Origin of the sequence: Aeromonas sp. 603079, from assembly GCF_049172135.1 — a bacterium.
Lineage (GTDB): Bacteria > Pseudomonadota > Gammaproteobacteria > Enterobacterales > Aeromonadaceae > Aeromonas > Aeromonas veronii.
The window spans coordinates 69644-95042 of record NZ_JAAKPX010000020.1; the positions used below are offsets into that span (position 1 = coordinate 69644).

Consider the following 25399-nt stretch of genomic DNA (forward strand, 5'->3'; position numbering starts at 1 on the left):
TAACAAGATGATCAATATTTCCCGTCGTGGTTTTCTGGGTGGCTTGCTGGCCAGCGGTGCCTCTGCCCTGATCGGCCCCTCCCTGCTCGGTCGCGCCGTGATGGCCGCCGAGTCTGGCGACAAGCTGGTGCAGTCCGGCTCCCACTGGGGCGCCTTCCGTGCCCGGGTGGTCGATGGGCGCTGGGTCGAGACCCAGCCGTTCGAGCATGACAAGCACCCCACCGACATGCTCAAGGCCTTGAGTGAGGTGGTCTACAACCCCTCCCGCATCCGCTACCCCATGGTGCGGCTGGACTGGCTGCGCAAGGGGCACCAGTCCGACACCAGCGAACGTGGCCAGAACCGCTTCGTGCGGGTGACCTGGTCCCAGGCGCTGGACTTCTTCTATCACGAGCTGGAGCGGGTGCAGAAGATCTATGGCCCGAGCGCCCTCTATGCCGGCCACTCCGGCTGGCAGTCGGTGGGCAAGCTGCACTCCGCTGGTGCCATGCTGGGGCGCGCCATGAACCTGCACGGCACCTATCTGGCCAAGGCTGGTGACTACTCCACCGGTGCCGCCCAGGTGATCCTGCCCCACGTGGCGGGCGCCATGGAGGTATACGAGCAGCAGACCTCCTGGCCGCTGGTGCTGGAACACAGCAAGACCATCGTTATCTGGGGCTCCGATCCCATCAAGAACCTGCAGGTGGGCTGGCTGGTGCCGGATCACAGCGTCTACGACTACTGGGCGCAGTTGAAAGAGAAGGTGGCCAAAGGCGAGATCCGGGTGATCAGTGTCGATCCGGTCAAATCCAAGACCCAGAAGTACCTCAATTGCGATCAGGTGACCCTGAATCCGCAGACCGACGTACCGCTGATGCTGGGCATCGCCCACACCCTCTACAGCGAGAAGCGCCACGACGAGGCGTTCCTGAAGAACTACACCACCGGCTTTGACAAGTTCCTGCCCTACCTGCTGGGCACCAGCGATGGTCAGGTGAAGGATGCCGAGTGGGCCGCCGCCATCTGTGGCGTACCAGCCGAGACCATCCGCGAGCTGGCCCGCGCCATGAGCAGTGGTCGTACCCAGCTTATCGGCGGCTGGTGTGTGCAACGCATGCACCACGGCGAGCAGTACGCCTGGATGCTGGTGGTACTGGCCTCGATGATTGGCCAGATCGGCCTGCCGGGGGGCGGTTACGGCTTTGGCTGGCACTACAACGGAGCGGGCACCATCACCTCCAGCGGCCCCATCATGTCCGGTTTCAGCTCGGTAATTCCCGGGGTCAAGCCGCTCCATGACGGCGACTGGAAGGGCTACTCCAAGTACATTCCGGTAGCCCGTTTCGTCGACTGCATCCTCAATCCGGGCAAGCAGATCGCCTTCAACGGCCAGACCATCACCTACCCCCACATGAAGATGGCGGTGTTCTGCGGCAACAACCCGTTCCACCACCAGCAGGATCGCAACAAGATGGTCGCGGCCTGGCGCAAGCTGGAAACCGTGGTCAGCATCGATCACCAGTGGACCGCCAGCTGCCGCTTCGCCGATATCGTGCTGCCCGCCACCACCACCTATGAGCGCGATGACATCGAGCAGTGGGGCTCCCACTCCAACGCGGGCATTCTGGCCATGTACAAGGTGGTAGAGCCGCTGTTCGAGGCGCGCGATGACTACGACATCTTCGCCGATCTCTGCCGTCGCTTCGGTCGCGAGGCCGAGTTCACCGGCGGCAAGAGCAAGCTGGAGTGGATCCAGAGCATCTATGACGACGCCCGCCTGCAGGGCCGCGGCATCGGCATTCGTCTGCCCCGTTTCAGCCAGTTCTGGCACGGCGAGGGCTTCGTCACCTTCCCGGCGGGCCAGCCCTGGGTGCGCCACGAGTCGTTCCGTCAGGAGCCGGATCTGGAACCCCTCGGTACCCCGTCTGGCCTTATCGAGATCTACTCCAAGACCATCGCCGACTACGGCTATGGGGATTGCCCGGGCCATCCGGTCTGGATCGAGCCCTACGAGCGCTCCCACGGCGGACCGGGCAGCAAACAGTACCCGCTGCACCTGCAATCCTGCCACCCGGACAAGCGGCTGCACAGCCAGCTCTGCTCGTCCGACAACTACCGAGCCACCTACACGGTGCAGGGTCGCGAACCTGTCTATATGAATCCGCAGGATGCCAAATCCCGCGGCCTCAAGGACGGCGATCTGGTGCGGGTGTTCAACGGTCGCGGTCAGGTATTGGCTGGTCTGGTGGTGAGCGATGATTACGCCCCTGGCGTAGTCCGGATACAGGAAGGTGCCTGGTATGGCCCGCAAGAGGGCGGCAAGGTGGGTACGCTCTGTACCTACGGCGATCCCAACGTGCTGACCGCCGACATCGGCTCCTCCAGCCTGGCGCAGGCCACCACGGCCCATACCGCGCTGGTGGAGATCGAGAAGTTCCGCGGGCAGGCACCTGCCGTCACTGCCTTCGGCGCGCCGGAATCGGCCAAGGGCATCGACCCCATGTTCCCGGCACTCTGACCCCAGGGGGACGAAAGCGCCCCCTTGAGTTTCCTTTATTTTTAAAGTCGTTAGAATCGGGAGCCATCAAGGCTCCCGATTGCCATCCACGGAGGAAAAATGCAGGAATTTATGGCTACCAGCGAACGCCGGGCCGAACTCTACTGGTGGTTCTCCACCCTGTTCGCCACCGAACTCAGTGATGAGCAGATCGCCGAATATGACACCTATGACGTGCGAAGCTTCCTGAAAAGCCTCTCCACCCTGGATCCGATGCGCGAAGCCGTGGCCGAGCTCAACGATGCCATCGCCCGCCTGCTGGTGCGCCCGGATCGCCAGCTGGAACTGGCCGCCGACTTCGCCGGCCTGTTTCTGGTGGATCCCAAACAGGGCGCCCTGCCCTACGAATCGCTCTACCGCGGCGAGGCCAAGCTGCTGATGCAGGCCCCGATGGCCGAGATGCAGGCCCGCCTCGATCGCCTCGGTATCAATGTCAGCGATAAATACAAAGAGCCTGCCGACCATCTGGCAATCGAGCTGGATCTGATGGGCAATCTCATCATCCGTGGGGCGGAAGCCAAGAGCGCGGCCGAGCGGGAACGCTGGCTCGACGAGCAGGAAGCGCTGCTGCACGGTCATCTGCTGGGCTGGTTTGACAAGTTCGAAAGCGCCTGTCGCGCCGCCGACCGGTTTGGCTTCTACGGCGCCAGTGCCCGTCTGCTGGGGGTCTTCCTCAAGATGGATGCCAACTACCTCTCTCTGGTCAAACCGGCACCGTCCGCCGACTGAGGCCGCGATGAAGACAGCCCTGCTTCTGATTGCATGCTGGCTGCTGGCCCTGATCCCGCTGGATCAGGGCATTACTCCGCTGATCGCGCTGCTGTTCAACCCGGATCGCGAGCTCTACGGCACCGCTCAGCTCACCGGCTTTGCTGGCATCCTGCTCACCCTCTACCTTGCCAATCTCGGCGTCGAGGTGGTGTTGCGCCGCCGCTTCCAGATTGCCGGCATGCTGGCGCTGCTGGCCGCCTGGATCGACTTCATCAACAGCAGCGGCAGCGAGTCGCACTTCCTGCTGCTCTACCTACTCGCCCTCCCGTTCCACCTGCTCGGCTGGCTGGTATTTGTGCGCGGTATTCAGGCATTTGGCCGAGAGAAAGGCTAAAAAATAGCCAACAATATTGCAAATCATGACAGCCAGGTCAGGCACTTCCCAGTCATTACAAGCACATCGGTACAGCTCCCCGTAATATTTGCTTACATTCAGCTCCCGTTCAGTTTTACAAAAGCCGATATAGTGCCGCTCCTTTCGCCACACTACACAGGAGCAATCATATGCCTCCACAGGATGCGCGCATCACAGGCCTCGATCTGTTGCGCGGGCTTGTCATCTTCATGGCCGTCTTCGAGCACTACACCGGTTACCTCAACTACTGGTACATCGATTTCTTCAATCGGGAACATGCCTTGTGGGACAGCTTCTATGTATCACACAAGGCAATGGCGGGACACCTGCTCCCCATGGATCAGCTGACAGCACACGCATCAGCCTGGTTAATCCCCTGGGTCAGCCAGATCTACCTGGCCTTGGCCGCATTCAACCTGAGCCGCCGCGATCAGGCCAGCTTCAAGCCGCAGCTGGGCAGCAAGCTGGCCCTGTTTGCCAGCATCATACTGATGCTCTATGTCGAAGGGTTGGTCATCGCCCCCAACTTCGGCGAGGCCATCTCGTTCTACCCGGTCATGCTCTGGATGTGCCTGCTGGCGCTCTTCTCCATGGTGTATGCCAGGTTCGGCATCCGCGGCATGCTCCTGCTGACCCTTCTAAGCCTGCTACTGGATCAACTCGGCGTACAGGATCTGCTCGGCCATATCGACAGCTGGATGAAGCTGCACGTTCACCCCGACTATGAGCTGGATGCCCGTCTCGACCTCTTCATGGCCAGTGGCTGTTTCGGCTTTCTCTATGGCTGGTGCTGGCATCAGCGCCCACAATGGCGAGATCGCCTCAACCGTCTGGTACTGACGCTGTCGCTGGTGGCGCTGGCCATCTATCTCATGTTCGGCGAGACAAGCACGGTCGAGCTCAACGACATCTACGCCAACGAACACGAACTGGCGCTGGACATGATCGGCCGAGCCGGGATCTGGGGTATGGAGTTTCTGGTGATCGGTACCGTGCTCTGGCTACACCAACACAATATCCGTCTCTGCTGGCGACCACTCAACTGGATCGGCATGTACTCGCTGACCGTCTTCATCTTCCACAAGAGCATCTTCGTGCACCTGTGGGGCCCCTTGCTACTGTGGTGGACCGCCCGTCAGGGCACCATACTGCCCAACAGTTTTGGCCTTATCATGTTGCTCTGCACCGCCAGCATACTGCTTATTTATGCTTTCCAGCGCTCCGGCATCATCTGTCATCTGATGGGAATGCATCAGGATCGGGACTGGGCGCGGCTATATGGCAAATAAGTATTGGCTGTCGCTGCTAATACTGGTGACGCTACCATTGCAAGCAAAGGAGTTGTTACTGGGCAGCAGCTGGCAACTGGATAGTAACCAGGCCAGTAGTAACGCAACCCAGCACAGCCAACTCTGGTGGGGTTATGAACGGGAGACCCAGGTTGGGCTCCTTTTCACTAACGGAAGCAGTGCCGGGCTGGCACTACCTCTCTATGAAAAGAGTTTTATCGCCTTGGGAGTTGGATCCATGCCAGTGGTTGATAGTACCCGTTTCAGTGCTATGTGGCGCCTGGGATGGCAGCTGGATGATGACCATCAATTGACGTTGTCCCAGCTCGTCGACCTCACTGGCCGTTATGGCCAGCTCTGGTACATGGAGCACAGCCTGCCGCTGCCGGCCGGGCTCTCCCTCAACCTCTGGCTGACCCGGGGCAGTCAGGCCCACATGGCTGCTTATGATGCTCATGAAGGTTGGCGAGACTGGGGGCTAACCCTGGAGCACAGCTGGGCTTGGCAAAAGTGGCAACTCGACGCAGAAGCGGGTGCCAAGCAGTGGCTCATCCAGGGTTGCGATTGGCAACCAGTCGTGAACCTGACCCTGAGCTATCGCTTCAGCTGGTAACACTCACACCACAGGCAACTTCCACGTTTACCAGCGCCCACCTATCTTGGGTCCAGCCAAATGAAAACGCACAGACAGTCAAACCCATCGCATCATTAGGCTCTACAATGCAACTGCTTCCTGCAATCAGGGGGATATCCTGTTGCTGCGCACTCCAGGTTTCCTGACCAAATGGCAACATGCCAACCATGTTGCCAAATTCCATTACAACAGAGTCAATCATCGTCAGCCCTCTTTGCCAGCAAGCCGCACAGCTCAAGCACTAACGCTCTGATCGCGCATGATAAACATCCTCTGTTAGCGACATAACGCTCTCTCGGGATGTCAAAAGGACCACGGTAGCAAGGGCTTGCAACTCAGGCTGAACATCTGTGCCCACAAGCCCTTAACAGGGGAAGAAGGGATTATCTATTGGTACGCAACGTCAGGTCGACTGCGTTCATCAAAGGATGATGATGTCATTGGTGCCGCAGGGGAAAATCCCCTGGCGATAGATATGACTATCTGCCAAACGTCAGGGTGGGAACACCACCATCATCCCGCTCATTGAGCATGCGTGTGAGCGGGGAGTCGCCCGAATAACGGGATCCAGGCTCACTGAGGGAAAATTTGGCCCCCGGTTTTTTTGCCTGCCATGCGTTGCCAAGCTCATCGGCAACCCGATCCCGCACTGTCTGTGACGGCTCCTGATGCGTAATCACAAACTCTTTGGGGGGCTTGTCTGCCAGAACAGGCACATCAAACTGCCAGAGGGATGCACAGAGCAATAGAGAGAACATAACTACCTCCATCCATCAAAGTCCTCCTTTTTACCCACTCACCACCTGAGTGTCACCCATTACCCTGTAACCAAATGTTGCTGTCTATCCAAAAGTCTAATTGCCCCCATCAGCCAAAGGTATAAGTTGTTACTTAATTATTAAAAGTATGTATTCAAAGGAGTGAGTGATGAGCGAGAGCAAGGTCTATCCGGTCAAACCCCATATCAGCAACAGCGCCCTGCTCGACAAGGGCGACTACGCCGCCATGTACCAGGCCTCCGTCGAGGATCCCGATACCTTCTGGGGTGAACAGGGCAAAATCCTCGACTGGATAAAGCCCTACACCAAGGTAAAAAACACCTCCTACGATCCGGGCCATGTCTACATCAAGTGGTTTGAAGATGGCCAGCTCAACGTCTCCGCCAACTGCCTCGATCGCCATCTCGCCGAACGGGGTGACAAGGTCGCCATCATCTGGGAAGGGGACAACCCCGCCGAAGATCGCAAACTCACCTACCGCGAGCTGCACAGCGAAGTGTGCAAGTTTGCCAACGTCTTGAAAGCTCAGGGGGTTCATCGCGGCGACGTGGTCTGCCTCTATATGCCCATGGTGCCCGAAGCCGCCATCGCCATGCTGGCCTGTACCCGCATCGGCGCGGTGCACAGCATCGTCTTTGGCGGCTTCTCGCCGGAAGCACTGGCCGGTCGCATCATCGACTCGGGCTCGCGCATCGTGATCACCGCCGACGAGGGACTGCGCGGTGGCCGTCCGGTGCCACTCAAGAAAAACGTGGATGAAGCGCTCACCAACCCGGATACCCAGGTTAACAAGGTGATCGTGCTCAAGCGCACCGGCGGCAATGTCGCCTGGCACAACCACCGCGACATCTGGTGGCATGAAGCGACCGCCACCGTCAGCAGCGACTGCCCGCCCGAGGCGATGAACGCCGAAGATCCGCTCTTTATCCTCTATACCTCCGGCTCCACCGGCAAACCCAAGGGGGTGCTGCACACCACCGGCGGCTATCTGGTCTATGCCACCCTCACCTTCAAATATGTGTTCGACTACCACGAAGAGGACATCTACTGGTGTACCGCCGATGTGGGCTGGGTCACTGGTCACTCCTATCTGGTCTACGGGCCGCTCGCCAACGGCGCCACCACCATCATGTTCGAAGGGGTGCCCAACTACCCGGCCACCAACCGCATGAGTCAGGTGGTGGACAAGCACCAGGTCACCATCCTCTATACCGCCCCCACTGCCATCCGCGCCCTGATGGCCAAGGGCAACGAAGCTGTCACCGGCACCTCGCGCCAGAGCCTGCGCATCATGGGCTCGGTGGGTGAACCGATCAACCCGGAAGCCTGGGAGTGGTACTACCGCACCATTGGCGATGAGCGCTGCCCCATTGTCGATACCTGGTGGCAGACCGAAACCGGCGGCATCCTGATTACGCCGCTGCCCGGCGTCACCGACCTGAAACCGGGCTCAGCCACCAAACCCTTCTTCGGGGTGCAACCTGCGCTGGTCGACAACATGGGCGAACCGCTGGAGGGGGCCACCGAGGGCAATCTGGTGATCACCGACTCCTGGCCGGGTCAGATGCGCACCGTATTCGGCGATCACGAGCGGTTCGAGCAGACCTACTTCTCCACCTTCCCCGGCCGCTACTTCACTGGCGACGGTGCCCGTCGCGATGCCGATGGCTACTACTGGATCACCGGACGGGTGGATGATGTACTGAACGTCTCCGGCCACCGCATGGGTACCGCCGAAATTGAATCGGCGCTGGTGGCCCATCCCAAGATCGCCGAAGCCGCGGTGGTGGGGGTTCCTCACGAGATCAAGGGTCAGGGCATCTATGCCTATGTCACCCTGATCGCCGGGGAAGAGCCGAGCCGTGAGCTGCACAAAGAGGTGAAGGAGTGGGTGCGCAAGGAGATCGGTGCCATCGCCACGCCAGATGTCATTCACTGGGCGGAGGGGCTGCCGAAGACCCGTTCCGGCAAGATCATGCGGCGAATTCTGCGCAAGATCGCCACCGGCGAGACCGACAGCCTGGGGGATATCTCCACCTTGGCGGATCCGGGCGTAGTAGACAAACTCATCCGCGAGAAGTCGGAAGCAGCCTGATCCCGCTTCGTTTGTTGCTCGACAAAGCCGGCCCTGTGCCGGCTTTGCTGTTTCTACAGCGGTACAAACGGCCTGAGCGGCTGAAACTGGGTGCACAGGGAGGTGACGCTCAATAAATAGCCAGATGTAGAGATTAGACCAGTAAAATGCTGCTAATTTTCACGAAATCAATATAATTGCGAAATCTGTGTGCCAGGGCACACCGATTTGCGCAGAAAATGGCTAGATTTCAGGTAGTCCACAAGATAGCTGACAGATAGCAGCATGATCATCGAGGATGCACTCAATATGTCGCAACATCGCCGAATTCTCCTGCTCAACGGTCCAAACCTGAATCTGCTGGGCAAACGGGAACCGGGTATCTACGGCAGCAAGACGCTCGATGAGATCGTCGCCGATCTGAAGCTCAACGCCAGCGAACTCGGTGTCACTCTGGAACATCTGCAATCCAACGCCGAACATGAGTTGGTCAGCCGCATCCATCAGGCCATGGGTCAGGTGGATTTCATCATCATCAATCCGGCCGCCTTCACCCACACCAGCGTCGCCATCCGCGATGCGCTGCTGGGTGTCGCCATACCCTTTATCGAGGTTCACCTGTCAAACGTTCATGCCAGGGAGCCGTTTCGTCATCACTCCTATCTGTCTGATGTCGCCAAAGGGGTCATTTGTGGTCTGGGGGCCGATGGCTATCAATTCGCTTTAACCGCGGCCGTGCGCCATCTGCACGCGGCTTGATAATCACTGATCAGATAAAGAAGAAAGAGAATGCTAATGGATATCCGCAAAATCAAGAAGCTGATTGAACTGGTTGAAGAGTCCGGCATCGCCGAACTGGAGATCTCCGAAGGTGAAGAGTCCGTTCGCATCAGCCGCAACTTCGCAGGCCAGGTCACTGCCGCACCGCAGATGATCATGCAGCAAGCAGCCGCTCCGGTTGCCGCTCCAGCCGCCGCCCCGGTTTCCGCTGCGCCGGCCGCAGATGCCGCACCGAGCGGTCACCTGATGCGCTCTCCCATGGTTGGCTCCTTCTACCGCTCCTCCAGCCCGGAAGCCAAGCCGTTCGTGGAAGTGGGTCAGCAAGTCAATGTCGGCGATACCCTGTGCATCGTCGAAGCCATGAAAATGATGAACCAAATCGAGTCTGACAAGGCCGGTGTGATCAAAGCGATCCTGGTTGAAAATGGTCAGGCCGTCGAATTTGACGAGCCGCTGTTCATCATCGAATAAGGGAAATCGCCACCCATGTTGGACAAAGTAGTCATCGCCAACCGCGGTGAAATTGCCCTGCGGATCCTGCGCGCCTGCAAAGAGCTCGGGATCAAGACAGTGGCCGTTCACTCCACCGCCGACCGGGAGCTCAAACATGTGCTGCTGGCCGACGAATCCATCTGTATCGGCAAACCAGCCAGTACCGACTCCTACCTCAACGTTCCGGCTATCATCGCCGCCGCCGAGGTGACCGGTGCCGTGGCCATCCACCCGGGTTACGGCTTCCTCTCCGAGAACGCCGATTTTGCCGAAGTGGTCGAAAAATCCGGCTTCATCTTCATCGGCCCGCGCGCCGAGACCATCCGCCTGATGGGTGACAAAGTCTCCGCCATCGAAGCGATGAAGAAGGCAGGCGTACCGTGTGTACCGGGCTCTGACGGTCCGGTGGACAACGACACCAAGCGCAATGCCGCTATTGCCAAGCGCATCGGCTATCCGGTGATCATCAAGGCTGCCGGTGGCGGCGGTGGTCGTGGCATGCGCGTGGTACGCAGCGAGGCCGAGCTAGCCTCCGCCATTGCCCTAACCAAATCCGAAGCAGGCCAGTTCTTCAAGAACGACATGGTCTACATGGAGAAGTACCTGGAAAACCCGCGCCACATCGAAATTCAGGTGTTGGCAGACGGCCAGGGCAACGCCCTCTATCTGGGCGAGCGCGACTGCTCCATGCAGCGTCGCCACCAGAAGGTGGTGGAAGAGGCGCCGGCACCCGGCATCACCGCCGAAATGCGCAAGTTCATCGGCGAGCGCTGTGTGCGCGCCTGTATCGAGATCGGCTACCGCGGTGCGGGTACTTTCGAGTTCCTGTACGAGAACGGCGAGTTCTATTTCATCGAAATGAACACCCGTATCCAGGTTGAGCATCCGGTCACCGAGATGGTCACCGGTATCGATCTGATCAAGGAGCAGCTGCGCATCGCCGCCGGTCAGCCCCTGTCGATCACCCAGCAGGATATCCGCATCCGTGGTCATGCCATCGAGTGCCGGATCAACGCGGAAGATCCGGCCACCTTCATGCCCTCTCCGGGTCTGGTGCAGCGCTTCCACGCGCCGGGTGGTCTGGGCGTGCGTTGGGACTCCCACATCTATGCCGGTTACAAGGTACCGCCCCACTATGATTCGATGATCGGCAAGCTGATCTGCTACGGCGAGAATCGTGACATTGCCATCGCCCGCATGCGCCATGCGCTGGACGAGCTGGTGGTGGAAGGGATCAAGACCAACGTACCGCTGCAAAAAGAGATCATGAAAGACGAAAACTTCCAGCACGGTGGCACCAATATCCACTACCTGCACAAGAAGTTAGGTCTGTAAGGATCGCTGATAGAGACCCGATGACATTGCACGGTGGCAGTACCAACGCCCACTATCTGCACAAGAAGTTGGGTCTGTAAGGATCTCTGATAGAGACCGGACTTCCGGTGGAAGTCTGCTCCGCAAGGAGCCTCTGCTGAAAAAGGGCCATGGCGACATGGCCCTTTTTTGTTATCCTTGCGCCCCTCAAAATTGTCGGAGGCCAAGGTGAACCGTTTTGCTCTCGCCCGCCGGGAAGCAGCTTTCTGCCTGCTGCTGACCCTACTCTATTTTCTTGCCTGGTATGGCACGGCTTATCTGATCCCGGAAGAGATCGAATGCTGGGACATTCCCCTTTGGTTCCTGCTCAGTTGCGTGGCGATGCCACTGCTGTTCATCGCACTATGTGCCCTGATGGTGGATCGACTGTTTGTGGATATCCCCCTCGATACCCCAGCCCCTTCCGGCAAGGAGTCATCCCATGAATCTTGAGCTGATGCTGCCGCTCTTCATCTATCTGGTGCTGGTGCTGGGGGTGGGTTTCTGGGCCAGCCGTCATAGAGCTGAAGGCAACTTCGTGCAGGAGTACTTCATCGGCAACCGCAGCATGGGCGGGCTGGTGCTGGCGATGACGCTAGTGGCCACCTACACCTCGGCCTCCTCCTTTATCGGTGGGCCGGGCGCGGCCTACAAGATCGGTCTGGGCTGGGTGTTGCTGGCGATGATCCAGCTGCCCACCGTCTGGCTCACTCTGGGAGTACTGGGCAAGAAGTTCGCCATCATCGCCCGCCGGGTCAATGCGGTGACCATCAACGACATGCTGTGGGCCCGCTATCAGAGCAAGGCAGTGGTGATCCTCGGCTCCGTTACTATCATCCTCGCCTTTATCGCGACCATGGTGGTGCAGTTTATCGGCGGTGCCCGCCTGCTGGAGACCGCCACCGGGCTCTCCTACCAGCAGGGGTTGATGCTGTTTGCCAGCTGTGTGCTGCTCTACACCATCATCGGCGGCTTCCGCGCCGTGGTGATGACTGATGCCCTGCAGGGGATCATCATGCTGATCGGCACCGGCGCCCTGCTGGCAGGAATTCTGATTGCCGGTGACGGCCTGCCGAACCTCATCCACCAGCTCAGGGAGATCGACCCCAAGCTGGTAAGCCCGCAAGGGGCCGGCGACATGCTGACCCAGCCCTTTATGCTGAGCTTCTGGATCCTGGTCTGTGTCGGGGTGGTGGGGCTGCCCCACTCGGCATTGCGCTGTTTTGGCTATCGCGACAGCAAGGCGCTCCATCGCGGCATTCTGATCGGCACCGTTGTCAGCGCCCTGCTGATGTTCGGCATGCATCTGGCGGGCGCCCTTGGCCGCGCCATCCTGCCCGGCATGGACAGCCCGGACAAGATCATGCCCTCCCTGATGATGGAAGTGCTACCCCCCTGGCTGGCCGGAGTCTTTCTGGCGGCGCCGATGGCGGCCATCATGTCCACCATCGACTCCCAGCTGATCCAGGCTTCCGCCACTCTGGTGAAGGATCTCTACCTCAACTATCTGAGTCCAAAGCAGGAGAAGCTGGAAGTGCGCATCCCCCGCCTCTCCCTGCTCTGTACCCTGATCCTCGGCACTCTGGTGCTGCTGGCGGCGTTGCAACCGCCCGAGATGATCATCTGGCTCAACCTGCTCGCCTTTGGCGGATTGCAAGCGGTGTTCCTCTGGCCACTGGTGCTCGGCCTCTACTGGTCGCGGGCCAACGGCCCGGGCGCACTGGCCAGCATGGTCAGCGGCATCGTAAGCTATGGGGTACTCAGTCAGTGGGGGATCAAGCTGGCTGGTCTGCACGCCATCGTGCCAAGCCTCACGCTGGCGCTAGTGGTCTTTATCACGGTCAGCCTGCTGACGGCACCGCCCTCGCGGGAAGTGCGCGAGCTTTTCGGGCAGAAATAATAAAAATATAAATTAGGGGTTCCAAAACTATCCCCAAATAGGTGTTTTCCGGTTAAACTGTGCGCCAAGTCACAGAAAGTAGCCGCTGTATGCCCGTTAAAGCCACTCGACAAGTCGTTACTCAAGCCCTGCAGCGGCTCGGTTATGCCCTGCTGCTGCCCGTCTCCATCCTGCCGATGGCGGCGCTGATCTACCGGCTTGGGCAACCCGACGTGCTCGATTTGGCGGTGCTCTCCCTCACCGGTCAGGCGATCTTCAGCCAGATGCCGCTTATCTATGCGGTGGCGATCGCCTTTGGCCTGAGTCGGCAGGAGCTGGGCGGACAGACGCTGGCGGGGGCGGTCAACTTCCTGCTGCTCAGCACCGCCTTCAATACGCTGGCCCCCAACCTGCACGCCGACATGATCTGCGGCCTGCTGGCAGGGCTCACCACTGCCATCATCTACCCTTGGGTTCACCAGCAAACCCTGCCCCGCTGGCTGCAGATCGCCAGGGGGGAGTTTCCCAGCCTGCTGGTGTCGGCCTTGGCCTGCCTGCTGATCGCCATCCCCCTTTCGCTGCTGTGGCCGCCGCTGGAGCGCGGGCTGACCCTGCTCACCTCCGAGCTGCTTACCACGCCGTTTGGCGCCTTCTGCTACGGCACCCTCAACCGACTGCTGATCCCGCTCGGGCTCCATCAGGTATTGGGCAGCGTCATCGGCCTTGGCGAGAGCAACCTGCAGGCACTGGCCACCGCCCAGCCGCTTCATGAAGGGTATGTGGCCGGTCTCTACCCCATCATCATGTTCGGCCTGCCGGGCGCCTGTTTTGCCATCTGGCTGCACCGCCAGCGGATGCAGCGGCTGCCGCAGGGCGGGCTGCTGCTCACCCTGGCGCTCACCTCGGCACTGGTGGGGATCACAGAGCCCATCGAATTTCTGTTCGCCTTTACCGCCCCCTGGCTGTTTCTCGCCCACGCCCTGTTGACAGGGCTATCGCTCGCTGTCTGTAGCGGGCTGGGGATCAAGGTGGGCAGTTACTTCTCCGCCGGTCTGCTGGATCTGGTGCTGAGCTATCAGGCTGGGGAGCACAGCTTCTGGCTCATTCCGGTCGGCATCCTGTTCTTCGTCGCCTACACCCTGCTGTTCTATCAACTGCTGGAGCGCGCCCCCCTCAGCATGCCGAGCAAGCCCATCGCGGTGGAGCATCCGCGCCTTGCCAGCGTTGCCCCCTCAGACCCGCAGATGCTGGCGATCCAGTACCTCAAGGTGTTGGGCGGGATGGACAATCTGGTGGCGATGAGTGTCTGTATCACCCGCCTTAGCCTGCGGGTGCGCGATATTTCACTGGTGGATGAATCCCGCCTGCTGGGCCTGGGCTGCCTCTCCTGGATCCAGCTCAACGACCACCAGCTGGTGCTGGTGCTGGGCCCCAGCGCCAGCCTGATTGAAGGGCAGATCCGCATGCTGGCGGAGCGCCAGTCGGTCCCCCTCGGCCTCAAACCCAATCAGGAGTCGGCCAGCCAGAGCAGCTGGTAACTCAGGCAAACGGCAACCGCTCGGCCACGAAATCCATCAGGGTGCGCAGAGCGGGGGCCAGATGCTCCCGACTCGGATAGATTAGGTAGAACGGGTTGGCCGGAATGGGCTGATCCGGCAACACCTTCTGCAATCGCCCCGCCGCCAAATCCCCTTCACAGACATGGTGGGGCAACAGGGCAATCCCCCCGTCATGAAGCGCCATCTCCCGCAGCGCCAGCAAGCTGTTGCTGACACAGGCCCCCTGCGGCCGCCAGCCACCCTCCTGCAATGGCCACACCGGCATGGCCGAGTGCACCAGACAGGCATAGCGGCCCAGCTCGCTCAGCTGTTGCGGCATGCCGTGGGCCGCCAGATAGGCGGGCGCTGCCACCAGATGACGCGCCACCTGACCGATACGCCGACAGATGAGGCTGGAGTCTTTCAGCGGCGCCGCCCGCAGCGCCAAATCATAACCTTCCCCCACCAGATCTAGCTGATCGTCACTCAGGGTCAGCTCCAGCACCACCTCGGGATAGAGGGCGCGAAACTCGGCGAGGATCCGGCCAAGCAATAGAGTACCGGTCGCCTCGGGGGCAGTGATCCGCACCCGCCCCGCCGGGGCCGAGCGCAGCCGTGCCATCGCCAGATTGGCACTGCGGGCCAGTGCCAGCAGCCCCTGACAGTGCTCCACATAGAGCTCCCCCTGCGGGGTCAGGCTCAACCTGCGAGTGGTACGCTGCAACAGCCGCACCCCGAGCTGGGATTCGAGCCGCGAGATCTTCTGGCTCACCGATGACTTGGGCATACCAAGCAGCTCGGCGGCTCGGGTAAAGCTTCCCTGCTCCACCACGGTGGCAAACAGTCCCATCAACTCCAGATCGACATTGTTCATATATTCAAACAGTCTTTACCGATTACCCATCTTAATCTTGATAATCAACCAGACTAGAGTGAGTGGCAATCCCGAACACAGCGATTTGAAAGGAAAAACCATGAAAGCCATTGCCCTGACTCACTATCTGCCAAGCGACCACCCCGACTGCTTTATCGCCGCCAACCTGCCCGATCCGGTTCCGGGCCCGCGGGATCTGCTGGTGCGGGTCACCGCCACCTCCGTCAATCCGGTGGATACCAAGGTGCGCTCCCCCAAGGCCAAAATTGAAAGCTCGCCCAGGGTACTGGGCTGGGATGCGGTGGGGGAAGTGATCGCCACCGGCAGCGAAGTGACCCTGTTCAAGGCGGGCGACCGGGTCTGGTATGCCGGCGACATCAGCCGTCCGGGCAGCAACAGCGCTCTGCAACTGGTGGATGAGCGTATCTCCGCAATCGCCCCCACCAGCTTGAGCGATGTGGAGGCCGCCGCCCTGCCGCTCACCGCCATCACCGCCTGGGAGACCCTGTTCGAGCGCTTCGCTCTCACCCGCGAGAGCCGTGGCAAACTGCTGATCATCGGCGGCGCCGGTGGCGTGGGCTCCATCGCCATCCAGCTGGCCCGTCAGCTCACCGGTATGGAGGTGATTGCTACCGCCTCCCGCCCCGAGAGCCGCGAGTGGTGCCTCGAGATGGGCGCCCATCAGGTCGTAAACCACCACAAGTTGCAGGAGGAGCTGACCGCCCTTGGCATCACCCAGGTCGATGCCATCTTCTGCACCAACGCCACCGCCGAGCACTGGGCCACCATGGCCGGGCTGATCCGCCCGTTTGGCCATATCTGCACCATCGCCGAATCGAGCGAACCGTGGGATCTCTCCCTGCTCAAGAGCAAGAGCGTCACCTTCAGCCAGGAGTTCATGTTCACCCGCTCCCTGTTCCAGACGCCGGACATGATCGAACAGCACCGCCTGCTCGGCCGGGTGGCGGCACTGGTCGATGAAGGGGTATTGCAGACCACCCTGACCAGAACCATCCCGTCGCTGACCCCGATCACGCTGGCTCAGGCCCATGCCGAGGTGGAAGCGGGCCGCATGGTTGGCAAGCTGGTGATCGACATGAGCGACTTTGCCAACTAAGCCCTCAAACGCACCATGATGGGATAAGTTCACCAAGGAGATGCCCCAAACGGGCACAACCAGCAGCGCTAATGCCAGCCAGCGGCAGGCCAACATCCAACAATCAGCCAAAAAAGAGGCCATTTCGCGAGAAATGGCCTGAATACCTGAACATTGGGGTAACAATCACACACATATCCTTATGCAGGACATATTAGTCTTTGCATCTGGCGTGCCAACTGCAGCATGAATGCGCCAAAACGGCGTCAGTCCATCCTTGAGCAAGGTGCCGACCTTGCTCTTTTTTTGTCTGGCAGACTGTTTACCAGGCAAAGGAGTGCAGATAAAAAAATGCCACCCGAGGGTGGCAGTGAAAGATGACGGAACTTGAGCAAAGCGTTCAGCGAAAACCGGTCGTCTTCGCCTGCATAGAGCAATACAGGAACCGTGCCAATCCGGCAAAAGCCCCCGTATCCCTCCACGTCATGGGCAAACCACGACAGCACTGCCCCATGATGGTAGAATCTCGCGGTTTCACATTTATGAAGAGTCGACGCCATGCCCTGGATACAAATTCGAATCAACGCCACTGCCAAGACCGCAGACAAGGTGAGCAACATGCTGCTGGGGCGTGGTGCCCAGGCGGTGACCTTTATGGATGCCAAGGATGTGCCCGTCTATGAACCCATGCCGGGCGAAACCCCGCTGTGGGGCGAGACCGAAGTGATGGGGCTGTTTGACGCCGAAACCGATCCGGCCCCCACCATCGCCTTCTTCCAGCAGATCTTCGGCGAAAATGTCGGCTACAAGGTCGAGCAGCTGGAAGACAAGGATTGGGTGCGCGAGTGGATGGATCACTTCCACCCCATGCAGTTTGGCGAGCGCCTCTGGATCTGCCCGAGCTGGCGCGATGTGCCGAACCCCGATGCAGTTAACGTGATGCTGGATCCGGGCCTGGCCTTCGGTACCGGTACCCACCCCACCACCGCCCTCTGCCTGCAGTGGCTGGACGGGCTGGATCTGAGCGGTAAAACCGTGGTCGATTTTGGCTGTGGCTCCGGCATTCTCGGCATCGCCGCCCTGAAACTGGGTGCTGCCCGCGTTATCGGCATCGACATCGACCCGCAGGCCATTCAGGCCAGCCGCGACAACGCCACGCGCAACGGTGTCGCCGACCAGATTGAGCTCTATCTGCCGGCCGACCAGCCACAAGATGTCGAAGCGGATGTGGTGGTCGCCAATATCCTGGCCGGCCCGCTGCGCGAACTGGCACCGCTGATCGCCGGTCACGGCAAAGCGGGCAGCCTGATGGCCCTCTCCGGCGTGCTGGAGAGCCAGGCTCCGGAGCTGGAAACCATCTACGGTCAGTGGTTCGAAATGGACCCGACCGCCGTCAAGGAGGAGTGGTGCCGCCTCTCCGGCCGCAAGCACGGCTAAGCGCGGGCAACATAGACGCCAACCTCATGCCATCAGGGCTCCCGTTCGGGGGCTCTGATTGTTTTGGCCTACCGAGCTCATCCAGGTCCGTGAGCATGGGCTTGATCGCCCTCCCTTCTGATTGTGTTCGTTTGAAAACAACAGACACCTTTATTCCGGTAAGATAGCGGTCCGAGCCAACGCAACCGAGAAGGATTTCTTATGCGGATTGCCATTCTGGATGACTATCAGGATCAGGTGCGCCACCTCCCCTGCTTTGCCCTGCTGGCGGGTCATGACGTCACCATCCTCAACCAGAGCGAACCCGATACAACGCGCCTTGCCGCCCTGCTGGAAGGAATGGAAGCACTGGTGCTGACCCGCGAGCGTACCCGCATCGACGAACAGCTGCTGATACAGCTTCCCACCCTTAAACTCATCAGCCAGACCGGCAAAATCAGCCAGCATATCGACCCGGCACTATGCCAACAGTACGACGTTGCCGTGGCAGAAGGAGTCGGCAGCCCTATTGCTCCCGCCGAGCTCTGCTGGGCGCTCATCATGGCAGCTTCCCGCCATATACCTGCTTACAGCCAGGCGTTAAGCCAAGGCCAATGGCAGCAATCTGGTGACCTCGGTTTGGGACGCACACTGCATGGGCTGACGCTCGGCATCTGGGGCTACGGCAAGATAGGCCAGCGGATCGCCCGCTATGGCAAGGCATTTGGCATGTCGGTACTGATATGGGGCAGTGAGGCTTCGCGCAGGCAGGCCGAGCAGGATGGCTATGCCTGCGCCTCCAGCAAGGAGGCTCTCTTCAGTCAAGCCGATATCCTCACGCTGCATCTGCGCCTGAGCGAGACAACCCGCGGCGCTGTTACCCGCGCAGATCTGGCCCGCATGAAAGTTGACTCTCTGCTGGTCAATACCAGCCGTGCCGAACTTATCGAGCCGGGCGCCCTCTATGCAGAGCTAAGTACCCATCCTGGAAAACGGGCCGCGCTCGATGTATTTGACATCGAGCCGGCGACACAGGAAAGCGAGCCCCTGCTGCGCCTGCCCAATGTATTGGCAACGCCTCATCTCGGCTATGTGGAGCAAAACAGCTACGAACTCTACTTTCGCGTGGCGTTCGAGAATGTGCTGGCCTTTGCCGAAGGCAAACCTGCCAACCTGGTTCTGCCCGTATCGGGTGGGTGATCACGTTACTTCTGTCGTATTGGCGCCAATATCCAAATCCCTGGCAGATAAAGGAAAGCAACCTTCATGAGCGAATACCAGAAGATGATTAGCAGCCAACCGTACAACTGCATGACACCCGAGCTGGCCCAGTTGCGCCGGGAGGCGGCACGGCGCTATCGCCGTTTCAATCTGGCGGAAGAGGAGACAGAGCAGCGGACACTACTGGCGGAGCTGATTGGCGAACTGGCAGAGAATGCCTTCATCTGCCCGCCCCTCTACTGCACCTATGGCCGCCACATCCACCTGGGCAAGGACTCCTACATCAATATGGGAGCGACCCTGCTGGACAATGCCCCCATTCGCATCGGCGCCCATGTGATGATTGGGCCAAACGTGCAGATCTATACCGCAGCCCATGCGCTGGAGGCCGACGAACGGATTCAGGGCACAGAGACGGCGCTGCCGGTCACCATTGAAGACAAGGTCTGGATTGGGGGCGGCGCCATCTTGCTGCCCGGCGTCACCATAGGGCGGGAGGCGATCGTCGGCGCGGGTGCCGTAGTCACCAAAGATGTACCGGCCGGTGCTCGGGTAGTCGGCAACCCGGCCCGGATCCTGCCAGCCAAAAACAGGGCATAAGGCTGCCAACCGGGCCGTATGACGATGCCGCCATCAGTTCACAACAGCCCCGACACCCCATAAAAAAATAAAGCCCAATGTCACGAAGACGTTGGGCTGTTAAAAGGTGCTACGGAATTGCGACTCTCATCGCAGAAAAATTAGAAGGAGTGCCCTTCTAAACTGGCAGGGAGATATTAGCGAATGCGCAAACGTTTTACATAGTGAAATACCACAGGATTGCGAGGTACATCGCACTATTTAAATAATTACCTGCTATGGCGCGCGCAGCCTCTTTGACCCATTTATTTTCCCCAATTTCTCTGGTTACTATTCACGGTTAAACAGAAAAGCCCCGATTTCTCGAGGCTTTGCATCTCTCAACCGCAACGTGGCCGAAAAGTCAGAAACGGCGGACAAACTCATCGAGCGGCAGTTCGCGCAGTTTGCGTGCTTCCAGCATGGGGGTACCGAGATAGAGGAAACCCACCAGCTGATCCTCTGCCGCCAGTCCCAATCCCTTGTTGATCTGCTCATCGAAGATAAACCAGCCGGAGCGCCAGATACCGTTGAAACCCTGCGCCTGCGCCGCCATCTGCATCGCCATCAGGGCGCAACCTGCGGAGAGCTCCTGCTCCAGTTTTGGCACCTTGGGGTGAGCCTGATAACGGGTTGCCACGGCGACGACCAAGGGCGCCCGCAGCGGCGCTTCGCTGCACTTCTTGATGCTCTCTTCATCTTCACCGCGAGCACGGGCCGCGTCCGCCAACAGCTTGCCCAGCCGCTCGCGCCCCTCCCCTTCGAACAGAATGAACTGCCAAGGGGTCAGGGTACCGTGATCCGGCGCGCGCAGGCCCGCCTTGAGGATATTGTCGAGCACCTCACCGCTCGGGGCGGGATCGGCGAGACGGCCACAGGAGTGGCGATTGAGCAACAGGGTGAGGGCATCCATGGGCAATTCCTTCTCTGGGGCAATGATGGCGCTACCTTAGCACAGCACCGAATGAAGAAAACCCCTGAGGCTCAGGGGTTTATCGCACTAAAAAGGGACAAGAGGGCACAGTTGGCTAGATGATCGCAGCCAGCTCGGCCCCTTGCCGGATAGCACGCTTGGCATCCAGTTCGGTAGCCACGTCGGCTCCGCCGATGATATGCACCGGCTTGCCTGCCGCCTGCAACCCGGCCTGCAGTTCTTTAAGGGGCTCCTGCCCGGCGCAGACGATAACCTGATCCACCGGCAGACACTGCTTGGTCTCGCCCACCTGAATGTGCAAGCCCTCGTCATCGATCCCCAGATATTGCACCCCGGAGAGCATCTGCACCTTGCGGTTCTTGAGCACGGTACGGTGGATCCAGCCGGTTGTCTTGCCAAGTCCGTCACCCACCTTGCTCTCCTTGCGCTGGAGCAGCCAGATCTGGCGCTCGGGGGCGTCGATTTCAGGAGCCGTGAGGCCACCGCGCTCGCCAAGCTGTTTGTCGATGCCCCACTCCTTGAGCCAGTGATCACGGTTCCCATCGGCATCCGTCTCCACCTTCTTCTCTACCCTTTTCTCCACAAGGAATTCGGCCACATCGAAGCCGATGCCGCCTGCACCGATCACCGCCACCTTCTGGCCGACCGGTTTGTGATCCCGCAATACGTCGAGATAACTCATCACCTTGGGATGTTCGATGCCCGGAATATTGGGGGTGCGCGGACGAATACCGGTAGCGAGGATCACCTCGTCAAAACCGCCGCCGAGCAGGCTCTCGGCACTCTGGCGCTGGCCCAGATAGAGCTCTACGCCGCACTTCTCCAGCCGTTTGGCGAAATAGCGCAGAGTCTCGTGAAACTCCTCCTTGCCCGGGATCTGCTTGGCGAAGTTGAACTGGCCGCCGATTTCGCTGGCCTGATCGAACAGGCTCACCTGATGACCGCGCTCGGCAGCGTAGCAGGCAAACGCCAGCCCGGCCGGGCCCGCCCCCACGACCGCCAGCTTCTTGGGCTGGGGCACGCGGCCAAAGGTCAGCTCGGTCTCGAAGCAGGCGCGGGGATTCACCAGACAGGAGGCGCGCTTCTGCTTGAACACATGGTCAAGGCAAGCTTGATTGCAGGCGATGCAGGTGTTGATCTCGTCCGCCCGGTTCTCGGCAGCCTTGATGACAAATTCGGGATCCGCCAGGAAGGGGCGCGCCATGGAGACCATATCCGCCTCGCCACCCGCCAGAATGCGTTCGGCCACCTCGGGGGTGTTGATACGGTTGGTGGTAATGAGGGGCACCTTGAGGTGTTTTTTCAGCTCGGCGGTCACCCAGCTGAAGGCGCCGCGCGGCACACTGGTGGCGATGGTGGGAATGCGCGCCTCGTGCCAACCGATGCCAGTGTTGATCAGGGTCACCCCCACCGCTTCCAGCGCTTTGCCAAGGGCAATCACCTCTTCCAGGGTCGAACCCTGTTCCACCAGATCCAGCATGGAGAGGCGGAAGATAATGATGAAGTCGGTGCCGACCCGCTCGCGGATGGCGCGGACAATCTCCACCGGGAAGCGCATCCGGTTTTCACTGCTGCCGCCCCAACCATCGGTGCGCTTGTTGGTGCGCTCGCAAATGAACTGGTTGATGAGATAACCTTCCGAGCCCATCACCTCGACGCCGTCATAACCGGCCGCCTTGGCCAGCGCTGCTGTAGCCGCGAAGTCGCGAATAGTGCCGCGGATCTGCCGCTCGCTCATGGCGCGCGGTTTGAACGGAGAGATGGGGGCCTTGAGGGCGCTCGGCGCCAGACTGAACGGATGATAGGCGTAACGACCGGCATGGAGGATCTGCAGCGCTATCTTGCCCCCCTCCTGATGCACGGCGCTGGTCACCTTCTTGTGCTTGCTCACCTGCCAGGGGAAGCTCAGCTGGGAGCCGTGAGGTACCAGCCGACCGCGCAGATTGGGGGCAATGCCGCCGGTGACGATAAGACCGACGCCACCGCGGGCACGCTCGGCGTAAAAGGCGGCCAGCTTGTCAAAACCGCCCTTCTCCTCTTCGAGGCCGGTGTGCATGGAGCCCATCAACACACGGTTGCGCAGCTGGGTAAAACCGAGGTCAAGGGGCGTCAGCAGATGGGGATAGCGACTCATGATGCCTTCCTCTTTAAGGCCAGGGTGCATGGAACAACGCCCAACACCCGGTTGCGCAGCTGGGTAAAACCAAGATCGAGCGGGATCAGCAGGGTCGGATAGCGGCTCACGATGCCTCCAGTTAATTTTTTGTTATCAAACTGAGGCTAGAGTAAAGAATCGAAAATTCTTTTTCAAACAAATGTTTGGACAATTTTTCAGCGAACAGCCGTGCCCTGAACGAAGATAGGCGGGATCCGCCAGTCGGAAATGGCAATTTCGCCCGCAACTGGTTAATAATGGCTCTTCTCTACCCATTAACAGGGCGATAACGCGACTATGTCTATTTTCAAAGGTCTGGGTTGGTTGTTCCGCAGCCTGTGGCGCCTGCTCAATTTCACCCGGCTGATGCTGGTCAATCTGCTGTTTCTCATCGTAGTGCTGGTCATCGTCTTCAGCGTCAGCCAGAAAGAGGCCCCCAAGGCGCCCATCGAAGGGGCGCTGACCCTCAATCTCAACGGCGTGCTGGTGGAGCAACGCTCCCAGACAGATCCCACCGTACAACTGCTGCGCCAGATGGACAGCAGCGACGAGCAGCCGAGCGAGATCGTTCTCTCCGACCTGCTGTGGGCCATCAAGAGTGCCAAGGATGACGAGCGCATCAAGGCACTGGTGATCAAGCCACAAGGGCTGCAGGGAGCCAACTTCACCAAACTGCAGGAGGTGGCGAGTGCCATCGACTCCTTCCGGGAGAGCGGCAAACCGGTGATCGCCATGGCCGACTTCTACACTCAAGGCCAGTACCTGCTAGCGGCCCACGCCGATCACGTGCTGCTCAACCAGAGCGGCGCCGTGGTGATCGAGGGGCTTGGGGTCTACCAGACCTACTTCAAGTCGGCGCTGGAGAAGCTCAACATCACCCCGCACGTGTTCAAGGTCGGCACCTACAAATCCTTCGTCGAACCCTATACCCGCGACGAGATGTCCCCCGAGAGCAAAGAGGCGAACCAGCGCTGGCTGGATCAGCTGTGGCAATCCTATGTGGCTGACGTAGCCGAGCAGCGAGAGATCGAACCCGAGGCGGTCGCGCCGGGCAAGGATCGCTTCCTCGAGCTGCTGCGCAAGGCCGGTGGCAATGCCGCCAACTACGCCCTCGACAACGGGCTGGTGGATCAGCTGGCCACCCGCGATGAGATGACCCAGGCTGTTATTAAAGAGGTGGGTGAAGCGGACGATCACGGCTGGAAAGGGGTCGGCCTGAAAGAGTATCTGGCCGCAGTGCCCGAACAGTATCCCCAGAGTGGCAAGGATGAGGTGGGTCTGGTGGTCGCCAGCGGCGCCATCATGGATGGCGTCCAGCCTGCCGGTACCATCGGCGGCGACAGCCTCTCCGACCTGCTGGCCGATGCTCGCCGCGATGACAAGATCAAAGCCGTGGTCCTGCGAGTTGACAGCCCCGGCGGCAGCGCCTTCGCCGCCGAGCAGATCCGCGCCGAGCTGCTGGCCCTGAAACAGGCAGGCAAACCGGTAGTGGTCTCCATGGGCAGCTATGCCGCATCCGGTGGCTACTGGATCTCCGCCGATGCGGACAAGATCTTCGCCTCCCCAACTACTCTCACCGGTTCCATCGGGGTATTCGGCATGTTTGCCACCATCGACAAGGCGTTGGCCCAGTTCGGCGTGCATACCGACGGGGTTGGCACCACAGATTACGTCGGCGTAGGCCCGACCCGCGCCCTGCCGGATCACGTCGGTCAGGCCATCCAGCTGAGCGTGGAAGATACCTACCAGCGCTTCATCGGTCTGGTGAGCAAGGGCCGCGGTCTGAGCCCGGAAGAGGCCGAGAAAGCGGCCGAAGGCCGAGTCTGGACCGGCGAAGATGCCAAGGCCCTGGGTCTGGTGGACGAGTTCGGCAATCTGGATGACGCCATCAAGGCCGCCGCCGAGCTGGCCAACCTCAAAGAGTGGCAGGTGACCCCCATCGAGCAGGAGGAGTCCACCAAGGACAAGTTCCTGCGCCAGCTGTTTGACAGCAGTGCCCAAGTGCTGGCCCCCCAGTTGCAAAGCTGGCTGCCGGCAGGATTTGGCAAGGCATTGGTGGAAGTGAACCGCAGTCTCGACCCGCTCACCCGCTTCAACGATCCGCAAGGCACCTACGCCTTCTGCCCGGTCTGTGTGCAGTGATTCTGCCTGGGTAAAACGCTGACTCGAGCCCAGAAAAACGGCGACCATAATGGTCGCCGTTCAGCGTGATGAGAGCCCCTGGGCCCAAGCCAAGGGGTTGACCTCATATCGACATGGTCAATGCACGGACTGCGCCTTGCGCAAAGCCTCCAGCCGCTTGACGTCGAGATGACCCCCTTGACTCTTTCAGCCCCCAAGAGCACCGCCTGCTCAACATCGATAACTACTTCTCTTTTTACTTCAGCCGCGACAAGGTTCACTCCTGCTGTTAGCCCGAGAATGGTCGAACAGCCATTGACTCATCGGCATTAACCCCATGGGCGGCCCTCTTTTTTCTCCTGTGTCCCGTCCTGAATATGGTTTACACCTTTCCCCCCCAATACATGGAGAACCCGATGGGACAAGGTGTGAAACGGACACAGCGCGATTACTCACTGACTTTTAAACTGGCACTGGTCGA

22 protein-coding genes are annotated in these 25399 nt (G+C 60.0%); 17 read left to right on the plus strand and 5 right to left on the minus strand.

All coding sequences use genetic code 11. The features are described 5' to 3' along the window. The first annotated feature begins 7 nt into the window (after window positions 1–7). The 5 genes from torA to G5287_RS15545 all read left to right on the plus strand — a co-directional run bounded on the left by torA (window position 8) and on the right by G5287_RS15545 (window position 5567). Window positions 8–2500 (plus strand): trimethylamine-N-oxide reductase TorA, encoded by a 2493-nt coding sequence (gene torA, locus G5287_RS15525; protein WP_421231521.1) that lies wholly within the window; start codon window positions 8–10, stop codon window positions 2498–2500. Window positions 2501–2599: 99 nt separating this feature from the next. After that, complete coding sequence (torD, locus tag G5287_RS15530) at window positions 2600–3268, plus strand: molecular chaperone TorD (protein WP_421231522.1); 669 nt, start codon at window positions 2600–2602, stop codon at window positions 3266–3268. Between the two features lie 7 nt (window positions 3269–3275). Continuing rightward, window positions 3276–3644, plus strand: coding sequence for a hypothetical protein (locus G5287_RS15535; RefSeq protein ID WP_227341296.1), 369 nt, complete (start codon window positions 3276–3278; stop codon window positions 3642–3644). A gap of 170 nt (window positions 3645–3814) precedes the next feature. Continuing rightward, window positions 3815–4954 carry a hypothetical protein gene (locus tag G5287_RS15540; protein WP_421172940.1) on the plus strand — a complete coding sequence of 380 codons (1140 nt, stop codon included), beginning with the start codon at window positions 3815–3817 and terminating at the stop codon, window positions 4952–4954. Beyond that, window positions 4944–5567: a hypothetical protein gene (locus G5287_RS15545; protein WP_421172939.1), complete on the plus strand. Its 624-nt coding sequence runs from the start codon at window positions 4944–4946 to the stop codon at window positions 5565–5567. The genes G5287_RS15540 and G5287_RS15545 overlap by 11 nt, the downstream gene beginning before the upstream one ends. On the opposite strand, the gene G5287_RS15550 is transcribed toward G5287_RS15545, so the two are convergent. Both G5287_RS15550 and G5287_RS15555 read right to left on the minus strand, forming a co-directional pair. Continuing rightward, entirely contained in the window at window positions 5557–5790 is a 234-nt protein-coding gene (locus tag G5287_RS15550; RefSeq protein ID WP_216951968.1) for a hypothetical protein, read from the minus strand. The genes G5287_RS15545 and G5287_RS15550 overlap by 11 nt on opposite strands. A gap of 277 nt (window positions 5791–6067) precedes the next feature. Beyond that, the gene (locus G5287_RS15555; RefSeq protein ID WP_266134183.1) at window positions 6068–6346 is read right to left on the minus strand and encodes a hypothetical protein; all 279 of its coding nucleotides are present in this window, start codon (window positions 6344–6346) and stop codon (window positions 6068–6070) included. A 169-nt stretch (window positions 6347–6515) separates the two neighbouring features. Here G5287_RS15555 and acs point away from each other — a divergent pair, with 169 nt between their 5' ends. The 7 genes from acs (at window position 6516) to G5287_RS15590 (ending at window position 14483) form a co-directional block, all read left to right on the plus strand. Beyond that, window positions 6516–8462 carry an acetate--CoA ligase gene (acs, locus tag G5287_RS15560; protein WP_421172938.1) on the plus strand — a complete coding sequence of 649 codons (1947 nt, stop codon included), beginning with the start codon at window positions 6516–6518 and terminating at the stop codon, window positions 8460–8462. Window positions 8463–8750: 288 nt separating this feature from the next. Next, window positions 8751–9200: a type II 3-dehydroquinate dehydratase gene (gene aroQ / locus G5287_RS15565; RefSeq protein WP_139743401.1), complete on the plus strand. Its 450-nt coding sequence runs from the start codon at window positions 8751–8753 to the stop codon at window positions 9198–9200. Between the two features lie 36 nt (window positions 9201–9236). Further along, entirely contained in the window at window positions 9237–9692 is a 456-nt protein-coding gene (gene accB / locus G5287_RS15570; protein WP_216979391.1) for an acetyl-CoA carboxylase biotin carboxyl carrier protein, read from the plus strand. Window positions 9693–9707: 15 nt separating this feature from the next. After that, complete coding sequence (gene accC, locus G5287_RS15575; protein ID WP_216951972.1) at window positions 9708–11048, plus strand: acetyl-CoA carboxylase biotin carboxylase subunit; 1341 nt, start codon at window positions 9708–9710, stop codon at window positions 11046–11048. A 207-nt stretch (window positions 11049–11255) separates the two neighbouring features. Beyond that, entirely contained in the window at window positions 11256–11519 is a 264-nt protein-coding gene (locus tag G5287_RS15580; RefSeq protein ID WP_254204220.1) for a DUF997 family protein, read from the plus strand. Further along, a complete protein-coding gene (gene panF, locus G5287_RS15585; RefSeq protein WP_421172937.1) occupies window positions 11509–12966 on the plus strand; it encodes a sodium/pantothenate symporter in 1458 nt (485 codons plus the stop codon). The genes G5287_RS15580 and panF overlap by 11 nt, the downstream gene beginning before the upstream one ends. Before the next feature lie 89 nt (window positions 12967–13055). Beyond that, window positions 13056–14483 carry a PTS transporter subunit EIIC gene (locus tag G5287_RS15590; RefSeq protein ID WP_042080616.1) on the plus strand — a complete coding sequence of 476 codons (1428 nt, stop codon included), beginning with the start codon at window positions 13056–13058 and terminating at the stop codon, window positions 14481–14483. A gap of 1 nt (window position 14484) precedes the next feature. On the opposite strand, the gene G5287_RS15595 is transcribed toward G5287_RS15590, so the two are convergent. Then, a complete protein-coding gene (locus tag G5287_RS15595; protein WP_162504381.1) occupies window positions 14485–15357 on the minus strand; it encodes a LysR family transcriptional regulator in 873 nt (290 codons plus the stop codon). Between the two features lie 100 nt (window positions 15358–15457). On the opposite strand from G5287_RS15595, the gene G5287_RS15600 reads away from it, so the two are divergent. The 4 genes from G5287_RS15600 (at window position 15458) to G5287_RS15615 (ending at window position 19690) form a co-directional block, all read left to right on the plus strand. Next, complete coding sequence (locus G5287_RS15600; protein ID WP_421172935.1) at window positions 15458–16474, plus strand: zinc-binding alcohol dehydrogenase family protein; 1017 nt, start codon at window positions 15458–15460, stop codon at window positions 16472–16474. 537 nt (window positions 16475–17011) lie between these two features. Then, the gene (prmA, locus tag G5287_RS15605; protein WP_042080614.1) at window positions 17012–17890 is read left to right on the plus strand and encodes a 50S ribosomal protein L11 methyltransferase; all 879 of its coding nucleotides are present in this window, start codon (window positions 17012–17014) and stop codon (window positions 17888–17890) included. 201 nt (window positions 17891–18091) lie between these two features. Beyond that, window positions 18092–19069 carry a D-2-hydroxyacid dehydrogenase family protein gene (locus G5287_RS15610; RefSeq protein ID WP_421172934.1) on the plus strand — a complete coding sequence of 326 codons (978 nt, stop codon included), beginning with the start codon at window positions 18092–18094 and terminating at the stop codon, window positions 19067–19069. A 66-nt stretch (window positions 19070–19135) separates the two neighbouring features. After that, the gene (locus G5287_RS15615; RefSeq protein WP_421172933.1) at window positions 19136–19690 is read left to right on the plus strand and encodes a sugar O-acetyltransferase; all 555 of its coding nucleotides are present in this window, start codon (window positions 19136–19138) and stop codon (window positions 19688–19690) included. Window positions 19691–20072: 382 nt separating this feature from the next. On the opposite strand, the gene G5287_RS15620 is transcribed toward G5287_RS15615, so the two are convergent. Together G5287_RS15620 and G5287_RS15625 are read right to left on the minus strand one after the other, a co-directional pair. After that, window positions 20073–20621 carry an NAD(P)H nitroreductase gene (locus G5287_RS15620; protein ID WP_421172932.1) on the minus strand — a complete coding sequence of 183 codons (549 nt, stop codon included), beginning with the start codon at window positions 20619–20621 and terminating at the stop codon, window positions 20073–20075. A gap of 115 nt (window positions 20622–20736) precedes the next feature. Beyond that, window positions 20737–22776 (minus strand): FAD-dependent oxidoreductase, encoded by a 2040-nt coding sequence (locus tag G5287_RS15625; protein WP_421231523.1) that lies wholly within the window; start codon window positions 22774–22776, stop codon window positions 20737–20739. 318 nt (window positions 22777–23094) lie between these two features. Here G5287_RS15625 and sppA point away from each other — a divergent pair, with 318 nt between their 5' ends. Then, window positions 23095–24939 (plus strand): signal peptide peptidase SppA, encoded by a 1845-nt coding sequence (sppA, locus tag G5287_RS15630; RefSeq protein ID WP_421172930.1) that lies wholly within the window; start codon window positions 23095–23097, stop codon window positions 24937–24939. The last annotated feature ends 460 nt before the right edge of the window (window positions 24940–25399 follow it).